Below are 14,071 nucleotides of genomic sequence, written 5' to 3'. Positions count from 1 at the left end.
TGCGCTTTCCCCATAAGCGCCAGAGCCCAATTTCACCTAAAAATTTATGCCTGCCCCGCCCCAGGCGCCTGCGGCACATGGTTGCGCAACAGCCAACGCGTCTCTTTGGTGGCCTCGCTCTCCGGGTAGCGAGACTCCAGCGTCGCCAGCACCCGCAGGGCCATATCCGCCCGGTGCATGCCCTGCAGCAGCACGCGCGCCACCAGTTCGTAGGCGGCGGGGATGGTTTCATGCTCCTTGAAGCGGCGGTCAAAACCCTGCAGCAAGGCCAGCGCCAGCGAGGCATCTGCGGCGGAATTCCACGCCGCCTTGGCCAGGTTCAGCGTGGCTGTGGCGTCCTGGAGCACAAACTCGGCATTCTTGCTGCGGCAGGTCTGGAAGGCTTTGACCGCCTCCGTGTTCTGGCCCGACCGCAGCAGCAGCGGAATGTAGCGCTGCGCATGGTCCAGCAATGTCGCCGTCTTGCCCTCTGCCAGGGCCAGCACGCGGTGGTAGCGGCGCTGCGCAGGCACGTCTTCGCCACGGGTGCGTTGCTCTTCATAGGCAATGCCCAGGGCACCCGCCACGTCGCCCGCAGTGATGCGCTCGGCCACCTGGGCGTCGAGGTTGTCCTGCTCAATCTGGCGGGGCGTGCGGCGGTCGATGGGAGCCTGATCGTCCTCGTCCAGTCCGCCACCGGGCAGCAGGTCGATGCCGAAAGCCTCGTGGTTCTGGTACATCGCGTAGCCCAGCAGGCTGGCCATCACCCAGCTGAAGTAGATGAAGATCCAGTTGCCAATCGGCAGCAGGATCCAGCCCTTGAACAGCGGCATGAGCATGCCCATGGCAAGGAACATGCCCTGGCTGAGCAGGAACAGGAACACGCACAGCAGCACATACGGCCAGCCGATGATGCGCACCGCGTTCCATGCATTCAGGGGGTTGACGGTTTCCGTAAAGCTGCAGGTCTGCACCAGCACGATCTGCGTGGCCGGCAGCAAAAAGCACATGGCCAGCCAAGCCAGCAGGCCCAGGCCAGGGCTCAGCCGCTGCATCCAGCCCACCACAAACGACTGCACCAGCACAATGCCAAACAGCTTCCAGGGCAGGTTCTTCCAGTCCGGGTCCAGCTCGTGGGGGTAGTCCTCGGCCTTGTAGATGCCGCGCGAACCCAGGGCCGTGACCTTGAAGCCATAGCGTGAGGCAGCCAGCAGCACCCCGATTTCCACCACCAAGATGGCCAGCGGTGCGGGCAGGAAGACCATTGCCTTGAACAGTAGGCTGGAGAGGGCCAGCAGCAGGCTGTACATCAACGGCTTGGACTGCAGCGGAAACGCAAAAAAGGTGTTGAGGCGGTGCCAGAATGGGACAGGCCGCTTGGGCTGCTGCTGTGCAAAGGGGCCCGAGGTCGCAGAAGCGGCGGAGGGGGCAGACTGTAAGTTGCCCGACGGACGTGTAGTCATAGTGGATGTCTCCCGCCTCCCTGCGCGGGCCGCGCAGCCCCATCGGGTGTTCCGGGATAGGGTGCCCGGGGACTGTGCTCACTTTGTGGGCGGATTGTAGGGGCGGTGCGAGCCCCCCTTTTGGCTGCACTTTCTCACACATTCGCGGTCTGGACAGGCGGCGCAGGGTGGCGCCTGAGCGGGCGGATCGGCTACGCTCAGTGCCCTTGCAGGCAAGACCCAAAAAATCACAATGAAAACACTTTGGAGGAAAGTCCCGGCCAGCGCCGTGCTGGTGGGCGGGTTGCTACTGGCGGCCCAGGCACATGCGTTGCAGATCATCAGCTTCAGCCCCCAGGGCGAAGTGTCCCGTGTGCGGCAGGCCGTAGCCAAGTTCGACGCAGCGGCGGTCAATTTTGGGGATCCCAAGGCACCGGCACCGCTGGCCATCAGCTGCAATGACGCCACGGTCTCGCGCGGAACGGGCCGCTGGACCAGCGAGCGTGAATGGGTGTTTGACTTTGAAGCCGACCTGCCACCCGGCATGCGTTGCACGGCCACCGTCAAAGCTGACTTCAAACCGGCCTCTGGCGCAACACTGACGGGCGCAAAAAGCTATCAATTCAATAGCGGTGGGCCGTTTGTGCAGAACGTGCGCCCCAACACCTATGAGCAGATCGACGAAGAGCAGTTCTTCGTGCTGCAGCTCAATGGTCCGGCCACCAAGGAAAGCGTGCTGGCCAACGTGTGGTGTGCGCTGGACGGCGTGGGCGAGCGGGTGCCCGTGCGCATGATTGAGGGCCCGCAGCGTACCGAAATTCTCAAGTCCCTGGGGCTGGAAAAGCAGGTTGCCAAGGAGCCGCTGCAGTTCCACAGCCTGACCTGCAACCGCCGCCTCACCTCGGGCTCGCAAATGCAGCTGGTGTACGGCAAAGGCGTGGCCACGCCCAGTGGTATCGCCAATGCGGTAGACAGGCGCTTTACCTTCAAGGTGCGTGAGCCGTTCTCGGCAGATTTCACTTGCGAACGCGAAAATGCCCAGGCCGCCTGCCTGCCGCTGCGGCCCATGACGCTGTCGTTCAACGCCCCAGTGCCGCGCAAGCTGGCCATGGCCATCCGCCTCAAGTCGAGCAAGGAAACCCTCAAGCCCCAGGTCGAGAAGGGGGAGGGTGAGGAGGGCAAGGATGCCGACACCCTGGTCAACAGCATCCAGTTTGATGCGCCTCTGCCCGAGCAGACCGCGTTCACCCTGGAGTTGCCCAAGGACTTCAAGGACGCTGCGGGCAGGCCTTTGCGCAATGCATCGAGCTTTCCGCTCAAGGTCGCTACATCCGGCATGCCGCCCCTGGCCAAGTTTGCAGCGGCATCCTTTGGCGTGGTGGAGCGTTTTGCCGAAGGCCCTGATGGCCCCGCGCTGCTGCCGGTGACCCTGCGCAATGTGGAAGCAGGCCTCAAGGTGCAGGGCCTGCAGGCGGGTACCCTGGCTGCGCCCACTGGCAAGGTGAGCACCTTCAAGCCTTCCAGCGACGCGGACATCATCACCTGGTTCCGCAAGGTGGCGCGCTACGACAGCTACAACATCCAGCGCCGCGTGGCGGCCCGTGAAGTGAAGAGCCCACTGCCCAAGATCGTGGACGACGACCGCGACTATGTGCAGACCCGCATGCTCTCGCTGCTGGCGGGGCAGGGCGGCGTCAAGACGCTGGACTTGCCGCAGGTCACGGGCAAGGAGTTGCGCCCGTTCGAGGTGGTGGGCATTCCGCTGCCACCTGGCTTCCATGTGGTGGAGATCGCCTCGCAAAAGCTGGGTGCCTCGCTGCTGGACGAGCGCCATGGCGAAGGTCGCACCATGTATGTGCGCACCTCGGCACTGGTTACCAACCTGGGCGTGCATTTCAAGCTGGGGCGCGAGAACGCCTTGGCCTGGGTGACCACGCTGGACAAGGGCAAGCCTGTGGCGGGTGCCAAGGTGCGCGTGTCGGACTGCAAGGGCCGTGAACTGGCGCAGGCCATCACCAACGAGCAGGGTGTGGCCTCCATCGAAGGGCTGTCTCCTGATGCGCCGTCGTGCCACGAGAGCGAGGACTACGCCCAGGGCTCCTCGGGCTACTTTGTCAGTGCGCGCAGCAGTGAGGGCGGCGTCGAAGACATGGCCTTCACCTGGAGCGAATGGCAGCGGGGCATTGAGCCCTGGCGCTTCAATGTGCCGCTGAGCATGCAGCCCCAGCCCGATGTGCGCGCCCATACGGTGCTGGACCGCATGCTGCTGCGCGCAGGCGAGTCGGTGTCGATGAAGCACTACTACCGTCTGGAGACACGCAAGGGCTTTGACACCCCCAAGAGCGGCCCCGAGACGCTGGTCATCACCCATGTGGGCAGCGGCCAGCAGTTTGAGCAGCCCATCCAGTGGCGCAAGACCCCCACCGGGGGGCTGAGCGCACAAAACAGCTTCTCCATTCCACCCGCGGCCAAGCTGGGCGAATACACCGTGGAGCTGCGCGATGCCGCGAACGACCGGGGCACGGTGACCACGGGCTCTTTCCGTGTGGAAGAGTTCCGCCTGCCCGTGCTGGAAGGGCGCGTGACGCCGTCTGACAGCAAGCCCCTGGTGCGCGTGCGCTCGGTGCCGACCGATGTGCAGGTCAACTATGTATCTGGCGGTGGTGCGGCCAATTTGCCGGTGCGCGTGTCTGCGCTGGTGCGCAGCAAGTCCCTGCAGTTTCCGGACTACGACATGTTCAGCTTCAACCCGCCGCGCCAGAAGGGTGCTGCCAGCGGGCAAAGCGACGATGAGGAAGCCACCGCCAGCCAGGACACCCGCGTGGTGGCAGACAAGCTGCCCGTGACGCTGGACAAGAACGGCGCGGGCAAAGTCACCATCGACAACCTGCCCCAGGCCCGCCGCCCGCAAGAGCTGTTGCTGGAAGCCACCTATGCCGACCCCAACGGCGAAGTGCAGACCCTGCGCAGCACCAACACCTTGTGGCCTGCAGGCGTCATTGCCGGTATCAAGACCGAAGGCTGGGCATCGGCCAGCCAGAAGATCCGCTTCCAGGCCCTGGCCCTGCAACACAACGGGCAGGCTGCACCGGGCACCGCACTGCAGGTGCAGGCCGTGGCTCGCATCACCACCACCACCCGCAAGCGCATGGTGGGGGGCTTCTACAGCTACGACAACCAGACCTCGACGAAAGACCTGGGCACGGTGTGCACGGGCAAGAGCGACAGCCGCGGCCTGCTGCTGTGCGAAGCCAAGCTGGACGAGGCGGGCGAGGTGGAACTGGTGGTGACAGCCACCGACGGCAGCGGCAACACCAGCGAAGCGGCCTCGTCGGTGTGGGTCACCCGCCAGGGCGAGCTGTGGTTTGGTGGCGAGGACCACGACCGCATCGACCTGCTGCCCGAAAAGAAGAGCTACCAGGTGGGCGAGACGGCCAAGTTCCAGGTGCGCATGCCCTTCCGCTTTGCGACGGCCCTGGTGGCGGTGGAGCGTGAAGGCATCATCGAAACCCATGTGGTGCAGCTCAATGGGCAAGACCCCACCGTGAGCCTCAAGGTCCAGTCTGACTGGGGCCCCAACGTGTACGTGAGCGTGCTGGCCCTGCGTGGCCGCCTGCGTGAAGTGCCGTGGTACAGCTTTTTCACCTGGGGCTTCCGTGCTCCCGGCGAATGGTGGAACGCCTTCTGGTACGAAGGCCGCGAATACCAGGCCCCTACGGCGCTGGTGGATTTGTCCAAGCCCGCATTCCGTCTGGGCCTGGCCGAGATCCGCGTGGGCACGCAAGCCCACCAGATCAACGTGAAGGTGACCGCCGACAAGGAAAGCTACCCGGTGCGCGGCAAGGCGCAAGTGACCATCACCGCCACCTTGCCCGGCGGCAAGCCTGCCGCCAACGCCGAAGTGGCTGTGGCTGCGGTAGACCAGGCCTTGCTGGAACTGATGCCCAACAACAGCTGGAACCTGCTCGAAGCCATGCTGCAGCGCCGCAGCTGGGGTGTGCAAACATCCACCGCGCAGATGGAAATCATTGGCCGCCGCCACTACGGCAAGAAGGCTGTGCCTGCGGGCGGTGGTGGCGGGCGTTCGCCCACCCGCGAGCTGCTGGACACGCTGCTGCTGTGGAACCCCACGGTGCAGCTTGATGCCAACGGGCAGGCCAAGGTGACGGTGCCCCTGAACGATGCGCTGACCACCTTCAAGATCGTGGCGGTGGCCGATGCGTCTTCCGGCCTGTTTGGCACGGGCTCGACCCAGATTCGCGCAACGCAAGACCTGCAGATCATCAGCGGCCTGCCACCGCTGGTGCGTGAGGGTGACAACTTCCGTGCCCAGTTCACGCTGCGCAACACCACCAAGTCGGCCATGAAGGTGGAGGCAGCGCCCCGCGCCACGCTGCTGGAGCTCAAGCCCCAGACCGTGGAGATTCCTGCAGGCGAAGCCCGCGAAGTGGCCTGGGAGGTCACCGCCCCGGCCCAGCTGGCGCAGACCCGGGCCGAGGCCATCCTGTGGGAGATTCAGGCGCGCGATACCACCTCGGGTGCCAGCGATGCCCTCAAGGCCAGCCAGCGCATCGTGCCCGCTGTGCCCCTGACCGTGCAGCAGGCGACCCTGGTGCAGGTGGATGGAAAGTTTGCACTTGATGTAGCGCCCCCCGCCGATGTCATTCCTGGCCGCGGTGGGCTCAAGATGTCGCTGCAACCCAAGTTGGCCGAAGGCCTGCCGGGCGTGCGCGACTGGTGGGCACGCTACCCCTTTGCCTGCCTGGAGCAAAAAACCAGCAAGGCCGTGGGCCTGCGTGATGGCAAGCTCTGGCAGACCGTGGTGGCCCAGTTGCCCACGTACCTGGACAGCGATGGCCTGGCCAACTACTACCCACCGCGCAACGGCGAGGCCAACAACGGCAGTGACACGCTGACGGCCTACGTGCTGGCAGCCACGCACGAAGCTGCTTCCCTCGACCCCGCCTTTGCCCTGCCAGATGAAGCCCGCGCCCCCATGGAGCGCGGCCTGATCGCCTTCATCGAAGGCCGCATCCAGCGCAACTTCTGGAGCCCGGTGAAGGACCTGGACATGCGCAAGCTCGCCGCCATCGAAGCGCTGTCGCGCTACGGCAAGGCGCAGGGCCGCATGGTCAGCAGCATCACCATTGCCCCCAACCAGTGGCCGACCCATGCGGTGATCGACTGGGTGAACGTGCTCAAGCGCGTGGCCGATGTGCCCGAGCGCGACAAGCGCCTGGCCGAAGCGATGCAAATCCTGCGCGCGCGCCTGTCGTTCCAGGGCACCAAGCTGCTCTTCAGCACCGAAAAGGATGACTACTGGTGGTGGCTGATGCAAAACGGCGATGTGAACACCGCACGCCTGATGCTGGCCGTGATGGACGACCCGAGCTGGAAGGACGACATGGGCCGCCTTGCCAACGGCTTCATCAGCCGCCAGCAGGCCGGTGCCTGGCACACCACCACGGCCAACCTGTGGGGCGGGCTGGCGCTGGAGAAGTTCAGTGCCAAGTTTGAAGCCACCCCCGTGGCGGGCCTGACCAAGGCCACCATGGGAGGCAACAGCGCCAGTGTGGACTGGAGCAAGGTGGACCGCGTGAAGGTGACCGATGCCACAGGCGCGCCGCACCAGACCACCTGGTTTGGCGCACCCGCAGCGCCCGGCAACCTCAAGAACAACGGCATGTTCCTGCCCTGGGGCAAGGCCGGTGGCAAGGAGGCGCTGGAGGTCGCCCACCAAGGCGCTGGCAAGCCCTGGCTGACCCTGCAATCGGTCGCGGCAGTGGAGCTGAAAGCACCTTTTGCAGCGGGCTACTCCATCAAGAAGACCGTGACCCCTGTGGAGCAGGCCAACAAGTCGTTGCCTGCAGGCCAGTACTCGCGTGGTGATGTACTGCGTGTGAAGCTTGAAATCAACGCCAGCACCGACATGACCTGGGTGGCCATCACCGACCCGATTCCGGGCGGTGCCACCATCCTGGGCAGTGGGTTGGGGCGGGACTCCGAGATCGCCACGCAGGGCGAGAAGCAAAGCGGTGGCGGCTGGCTGGCGTATGAAGAGCGCAGCTTTGAGTCGTTCCGCAGCTACTACCAGTATCTGCCCAAGGGCACCGTGACCATGGAATACACCGTGCGCCTGAACAACGTGGGCGACTTTGCGCTGCCCCCCAGCCGGGTGGAAGCCATGTATGCGCCCGAGATGTTTGGCGAATACCCCAATGCGCGAGTCAAGGTAGGGGCCGCGAAGTGAGCCCACGGCACGCCGCCACGGCCCGGCCTGCTGCCACCTGGCGGCGAGCCGCGGGCCGGGCGGTCATCTGCATGCACCTGTTGCACACAACTCTGCCAGCCCTATGAGCCTGAGTGTGTTTGTGGAGATGCGGTTCTGGCTGCTGGTGATCTTTTCGCTGGTGCTGCCTGCAGGCATTTACGGTGTGCTGCTGGCCAGTCGCTCCATCTCCAGCCGGGCTGTGTTGGTGTTTGGCATAGCGCTCGTGTTGATCTCAGGGGTGGACGTGTACCTGCTGCAATCTCTCAGCTCGCTGGCCAAAACCTCTCCCTCGCTGGCCGACGACGCCCTGTTTGTGTCTGAGCTTTCGATTGCGTTGTATGTGCTGCCCGTGGTGTTCGGTGGCATCGGGGTCAACCTGATTTCCCATGTGCTGCTGCGCCACCTGACCGAGGCGGAAAAGCGGTTTGAGCGGGAGCATTCAGATGAATGAGCGTCAGCGCAGGGCCTTGTTCTTCGTGGGCTGTGCGATGGGGCTGTCCTGGTCTTATTGGGGCGTCTTGCTGGCTTTGGGCTTGCGCGTGGAGGCTGCGGGAGGTGCCAACCACCCTTGGGTGACCCATCTGCCGGGCCTGTTGGGGCCTGCATTGGCAGCGGTTATCACCGCCCGCTGCTTTGGTGGCCCTGGTGCCGGAGCTGCGTTGTTGCGCCGTGCCTGGACGCAGTGGCCCCGCCCCGCATGGCGCGGCTGGTTGATGGCCCTGTCTCCGCTGGCAGTGGGGTCCGCACTGTGGGCGGTGTGGAGCCTGGCGGGCCAGCCCTTGCCGCAAGGCGCGGCGTTCTGGCACTTTCCGGGTCTTCCTTTGCAGTGGGGGCCCTGGGCGGTGACCTTGGCCGTGGTGCTGGTCAATGGCGTGGGGGAGGAGCTGGGCTGGCGTGGCTACCTGACGGAGCTTTTGCTCAAGGACCTGTCACGCTGGGCAACCACCTGGTGGGTGGTGCTGGCCTGGATGCTGTGGCACCTGCCCCTGTTCTGGCTGAATGAAAGCATGGCCGCCCTGGTGGGGCCCATGCTGCTGGGCTGGGCCCTGGGCTTGGTCTGTGGCGCGTTTGTGCTGGCCCAGGTGTATGTGTGGAGCGGTCGCAGTGTGGCTGTGGTGGCTCTCTGGCACGCCGCCTACAACCTGGTAGTAGCCACCGAGGCTGGGCACGGCACCATGGCGGCCGTGGTCAGCAGTGCCGTGATGGTGTGGGGATGTGCCACCGCGTATGGGTGGTGGCGCCAGAGGCGGGTGCAATGAAGGCTGAGATGGTGAGAGGGAGAGAGATGCGCACCCTGTGGCTGCGTGCATTGGTGGTGATGGGCGCGGCGCTGCCCGGCTTTGCTGTGCATGCCTTGCCCACTTATGCCGAGGTGCGACAGGACTTTCGTCCATCAGACACGCTCATCCTTTCCCGCGAGGGCGAGGTGGTGCAGCGCATCCGCACCGATGCCACGGTGCGCCGGGGCCAGTGGGTGCCGCTGGCCGATGTGTCGCCCGCATTGCGCACGGCGCTGGTGCTCAGCGAAGACAAGCGCTTTTATGAGCACAGTGGGGTGGACTGGCGCGCTGCGTCGGCAGCCGCCTGGGGCAACCTGTGGAACCAGCGCACGCGGGGGGCCAGCACCATCACCATGCAGTTGGCCGGGCTGCTGGACGGTGACTGGCGACAGGGGCCGGGGGGGCGCACAGTGGTGCAGAAGCTGGGGCAGACCGTGGCAGCGCAGGTGCTGGACCGCCGCTGGCGCAAAGACCAGATTCTGGAGGCCTACCTCAACCTGGTGCCGTTTCGGGGTGAGGTGGTGGGCATCGATGCACTGAGCCGAACCCTGTTTGGCAAGGCAGCCCACGGGCTGGATGACCGGGAGGCCGCGGTGGCAGCAGCCCTGGTGCGCGCACCCAATGCCAAACCCGCGCTGGTGGCGCAACGGGCCTGTGGCGTGCTGCGCGCCATGCAGCCAGCGCTTGCCGAACCGACGAAAGTGGCCACAGTAAGCCGTTCTGCAGCGCTGGACTGCGATGCGCTGGAGCTGTTTGCTTCTGCCGCTCTGCAGCACCGTGCGTTTGATGCCACCGAGGGCGTGGCTCCCCACTTTGCCCGCTATGCGCTGCGCCAGCAGCAGGGTGGGGCGGGTAGCGCTGGATCGGCTGCCGCAGGGGGCATCAGCCCGGTGACGACCCCGCAGTTGCGCACCACCTTGCGCGCACCTTTGCAGCGCTTTGCCGTGCAAACCCTGCAGCAACATCTGCGCGAGCTGCGGGGGCGGCATGTGGAAGACGGTGCCGTGCTGGTGCTGGACAACGCCACAGGGGCGGTGCTGGCGTGGGTGGGCTCCTCTGGCGTGTTGAGCCAGGCCAGCGAGGTGGATGGCGTGCTGGCCCCGCGCCAGCCGGGCTCCACGCTCAAGCCTTTTTTGTACGCGCAGGCTATTGCCGAGCAGCGGCTGACGGCGGCATCGCTGGTGGATGACTCTTCGGCCCAGATTGCCACCTCAGGCGGGCTCTACATTCCGCAAAACTACGACCGGCAGTTCAAGGGCTGGGTGTCGGTGCGCACTGCGCTGGCGGCTTCGCTCAATGTGCCTGCGGTGCGCACACTGGTCATGGTCACGCCGGATGCCTTCCATCGCCAGCTCGGCGCCTTGGGCATGCCTTTGCGCGAAAGTGGCGACTACTTTGGCTACAGCCTGGCGCTGGGCAGCCCCGAGGTGCCGCTGCTGCACCTGACCAACGCCTACCGCTCGCTCGCCAACGGCGGGCGCCTGAGTGCTGTGAGGGTGCTGCCAGCCGATGCCAAACCTGCATTTGCACTGGGGCTGGACCCGCGGGCGGCCTTTATCGTGGGCGACATCCTCTCCGACGGCAATGCACGGGCGCGCACTTTTGGCACCGACAGCGTGCTGGCCACGCGCTTTTGGACGGCGGTGAAGACTGGCACCAGCAAGGACATGCGCGACAACTGGGCTGTGGGCTGGTCGCAGCGCTACACCGTGGGCGTGTGGGTGGGCAATGCCAGCGGCGCAGCCATGCACGATGTCAGCGGCACCAGCGGCGCTGCGCCCGTGTGGGCTGCCATCATGGGTTTTCTGCACGCCCGCGAGCCCAGCCGTGCGCCGCAGCCGCCCCAGGGCGTTGTGCAGCAGGCCGTGCGTTTTGGGCCTGCGGCGAACGATGCCGCTGACGCACCCATTGCTGCCCAGCGCCAGCGGGCTGCCGCCATGCCGCTGGAAGCCGCGCGGCAGGAGTGGTTTGTGCAAGGAACCCAGCAGCCGTTTTTTGCTATCAATAACGTAGCTGCTCCCGCTTATGTTGCAAGCGCCAAAGGCAAAAATAATCCCAAGAGTGGGCAGCCTGCTGAACCCGAGGCGGGGCGCATCCTCAGCCCGGTCAAGGGCACCATCATTGCGCTGGACCCTGATATTCCCCCCCAGTCCCAGCGTCTGCGCATGACGGCCTCTGAAGGAAACAATGCCCGGTGGACCTGGCGACTGGACGGCAAACCGCTGGGCCGTGGCGCGTCGCTGGAATGGTTGCCCTGGCCCGGCCGGCATCAGCTGGAACTGGCCGACGAGCAGGGGCGGGTCATGGACGCCGTGCAGTTTGAAGTGCGTGGTGCAACGGTGGCGCAGGTTGCTGCACCCTCAGCCGGGGATGCACGGGGGCGCAAGGTGCGTTGACGGAGATCAAAACGGCGATGCACCCCATGGTCTGAAAAATTTGCTTTTGTGTAACAATTTGCTTACCTACAATGAGACACAAATTCAAACGCGCCGTTTGGATGCCTTGCCGGAACGCTGTGTGCGATTTGAGCCATCTTCCCTCCTTTTGATGAGTGCTTCTCGGCCACTCCGTGGTGATCGGGCCGATCCCTCTCCCCAGCGGCGGCTGGACGCCGAATGTCCGTACCTGGCAACGGCAGGCACTTCCTGCTAGCTGCACATGCCTTCAGTCCGCCAGTTCTTTTCTCACCGCCTTTTGTGGATGGCTCTTTTGCTGTCCTTGGGGATTGGTGCCTTGTCGGCCCGCACGCTCTGGACGTTGCGCAACGATGAGTGGAACTACGCGCTGCAGGCCAACGCCAATCTGGTCAACACCCTTTCGCAATCGCTGCAATGGACACTGGACGCCGTGGACCAGTCATTGCAGGGTGTGGTGCAGGACCTGGAGCGCCTTCCAGACCCCACCCGTGCTGAGCAGGTACGCAAGCAGGTGCAGTTTGACGGCATTGTGCGCATGCAGGCTGTGGGTGACCTGCTGGTGCTCAATGCCCAGGGCGATATCGTTGCCGACTCGGGGGCGGCGGTGCCGCGCAAGGCCAACTTTGCAGATCGTGACTACTTTCGGTCGCTCAAGGAGAACCCCAACCAAGGGCTGGTGGTGGGCCTTCCTGTCCCTTCGCGACTGACCAGCCTCAATTCACTGCCCCTGGCCCGCGCCTACCGCACGCGTGAGGGCGCTTTTGCTGGCGTGGTGATCAGCGGAGTGCGGCTGAGCCACATCAACGAGCTTTTTGCCTCGGTGGACCTGGGTGACAACAGCGGCGTGAACCTGTTCCGGGCAGACGGCATCGTGATCTCGCGCTTCCCCTACGGTGACATGGATGTAGGCAAGAGTCTGGCAGGCAGCTCCAACATGCAGCGGTTCCAGCGCGAGCGCGAGGGCGCGTTTGTCGGGATCGCCGAAATCGACAAGGTGGAACGCGCTTACTCCTTCGTGCATGTGGGGCGCTTTCCTCTCATTCTGAACGTGGCCCAGGCCAAATTCACCATCGAAAAAAAGTGGACCCAGTCCGCCTGGGGGCTGGGGGTGTTCACGCTGCTGCTCATGATCTTCAGCGTGGCGCTGGCGACTTTGTTCACGCGCGAGTTGCAGCGTCGCCAGGCCGTCAGCGCCCAGCTGTTGCGCGCGGAGCGTGACATGAGCACCATCCTGCACTCCATCCCCTCTGTGGTGGGATCATGGGACGCTGACCTGACCAACCGGTTTGGCAACCAGTCGCACCAGGACTGGTTTGGTGTGCCCCCGGAAAAGCTGCGTGGCATGCCGATGCGCGAGCTGCTCGGCGAGCAACGGTTTGCCTTTGTCGAGCCTTTGCTGCGCCGTGCCTTGAACGGTGAGCCGCAGGTGTTTGAGACCACACTCAACGACAGCCTGGGTGTGGAGCGGCACGTGATCGTTTCCTTCACACCCGAGCGGGGAGATGGCGACCAGGTGCTGGGTCTGTTTATCCAGTTGACCGACATCACCGACCGCAAGCACATGGAGGAGCAGCTCTTTGAAGAAAAGGAGCTGATGCGCCTGACCCTTCAGTCCATCGGCGATGCCGTGGTGTGCTGCAACGCCGCAGGGCAGGTCACCTATCTGAACCCTGTGGCCCAGCGGCTCACGGGCTGGCAGGGTTTTGATGCTGCAGGTTGCGACGTGGACGATGTGGTGCGCCTGCTGCCCGATGAAGCGGGGGCAGACCTTGGCAGCCCCCTGCGCACCGCCATGCAGATGGATCGGCCTATCGTCTCCACCCGCGGCGTGGTGGAGCACCGCACCACCGGACAGCGCTTTGATGTGGAACTGTCTGCAAGCCCCATTGCCGACCGCCACGGACATGTGACGGGTGCCGTGGCCGTGCTGCGTGATGTGACGCAGGCTGTGGCCATGGCGGCGCGCATGGCGCGGCTGGCCCACTACGACGCGCTGACGGACCTGCCCAACCGCGTGCTGCTGCAGGACCGCGCCCAGCAGGCCATTGCCCAGGCCCAGCGTGACGGCAAGCATGTGGCTGTGCTGTATCTGGATCTGGACGGCTTCAAGCAGGTGAACGATGTGATGGGCCACGAGGTGGGCGACCAGCTGCTGGTGCAGTGGGCACAGCGCCTGCAGGCCGTGGTGCGGCAGACCGACACCGTGTGCCGCCAGGGGGGCGATGAGTTTGTGCTGCTGCTGCCGGGCATTGGTGGGGCGCAGCAAGCCTGCGTTGTGGCGCGCAAGATCCTGCAGCAATGCGAAGCGCCATTCATGCTCCATGGGGTGTCTGTACCGGTGGGGGTGAGCGGGGGCATCAGCCTGTTCCCGGAACATGGGCAGAACCTGGATGAACTCACGCGCCATGCAGATGCAGCGATGTACGCGGCCAAGCAAGCGGGGCGTAATCAGGTGCGCCTTTACGAGGGGCCTGGCCAGCCACCGCGGCTGGTGGTGGAGAAATCGAGCCTTGAGCCCGTCACCGCTGGTGCAGGCGCCACCGAGACCGATTCCACCGCGACGTGATTTCCGGGCCGCCATGGCTTGGGGTGGGCCCGTTTGGAAATTTGTTGCAAGCACCCGCAAATTAATTTGATGGTCCGGCGCATCGTCTGGGCCTACCATGCAGCGCTGTATTTTTC

General features: G+C 64.8%; 6 protein-coding genes. 5 read left to right on the top strand and 1 reads right to left on the bottom strand.

What is annotated here, in order from left to right; genetic code table 11:
• Positions 1 to 44 precede the first annotated feature (44 nt).
• Positions 45 to 1,442, bottom strand: coding sequence for a hypothetical protein (locus AACH87_RS17275; protein ID WP_338795741.1), 1,398 nt, complete (start codon positions 1,440 to 1,442; stop codon positions 45 to 47).
• Between the two features lie 232 nt (positions 1,443 to 1,674).
• Here AACH87_RS17275 and AACH87_RS17270 point away from each other — a divergent pair, with 232 nt between their 5' ends.
• From AACH87_RS17270 to AACH87_RS17250, 5 genes are all read left to right on the top strand, one after another.
• A complete protein-coding gene (locus AACH87_RS17270) occupies positions 1,675 to 7,671 on the top strand; it encodes an MG2 domain-containing protein (RefSeq protein ID WP_338795740.1) in 5,997 nt (1,998 codons plus the stop codon).
• A 103-nt stretch (positions 7,672 to 7,774) separates the two neighbouring features.
• Complete coding sequence (locus tag AACH87_RS17265; RefSeq protein WP_338795739.1) at positions 7,775 to 8,143, top strand: hypothetical protein; 369 nt, start codon at positions 7,775 to 7,777, stop codon at positions 8,141 to 8,143.
• Positions 8,136 to 8,951: a CPBP family intramembrane glutamic endopeptidase gene (locus AACH87_RS17260; protein ID WP_338795738.1), complete on the top strand. Its 816-nt coding sequence runs from the start codon at positions 8,136 to 8,138 to the stop codon at positions 8,949 to 8,951. The genes AACH87_RS17265 and AACH87_RS17260 overlap by 8 nt, the downstream gene beginning before the upstream one ends.
• Positions 8,952 to 9,010: 59 nt before the next feature.
• Positions 9,011 to 11,368: a penicillin-binding protein 1C gene (pbpC, locus tag AACH87_RS17255; RefSeq protein ID WP_338799005.1), complete on the top strand. Its 2,358-nt coding sequence runs from the start codon at positions 9,011 to 9,013 to the stop codon at positions 11,366 to 11,368.
• A 304-nt stretch (positions 11,369 to 11,672) separates the two neighbouring features.
• The gene (locus AACH87_RS17250) at positions 11,673 to 13,955 is read left to right on the top strand and encodes a diguanylate cyclase (protein ID WP_338795737.1); all 2,283 of its coding nucleotides are present in this window, start codon (positions 11,673 to 11,675) and stop codon (positions 13,953 to 13,955) included.
• Positions 13,956 to 14,071 lie beyond the last annotated feature (116 nt).

Origin of the sequence: Acidovorax sp. DW039 (genome assembly GCF_037101375.1) — a bacterium.
GTDB lineage: Bacteria > Pseudomonadota > Gammaproteobacteria > Burkholderiales > Burkholderiaceae_C > Acidovorax.
The sequence above is the reverse complement of the archived record's forward strand: the minus strand, read 5'-3'. Positions and strand labels throughout refer to the sequence as shown.

Bases quoted from the DNA above. Each gene is read 5' to 3' on its own strand.
- AACH87_RS17260 (WP_338795738.1), top strand. From the start codon at position 8,136: ATGAATGAGCGTCAGCGCAGGGCCTTGTTCTTCGTGGGCTGTGCGATG.
- AACH87_RS17250 (WP_338795737.1), top strand. From the start codon at position 11,673: ATGGCTCTTTTGCTGTCCTTGGGGATTGGTGCCTTGTCGGCCCGCACG.
- AACH87_RS17270 (WP_338795740.1), top strand. From the start codon at position 1,675: ATGAAAACACTTTGGAGGAAAGTCCCGGCCAGCGCCGTGCTGGTGGGC.
- AACH87_RS17265 (WP_338795739.1), top strand. From the start codon at position 7,775: ATGAGCCTGAGTGTGTTTGTGGAGATGCGGTTCTGGCTGCTGGTGATC.
- AACH87_RS17275 (WP_338795741.1), bottom strand. From the start codon at position 1,442: ATGACTACACGTCCGTCGGGCAACTTACAGTCTGCCCCCTCCGCCGCT.
- pbpC (WP_338799005.1), top strand. From the start codon at position 9,011: ATGGGCGCGGCGCTGCCCGGCTTTGCTGTGCATGCCTTGCCCACTTAT.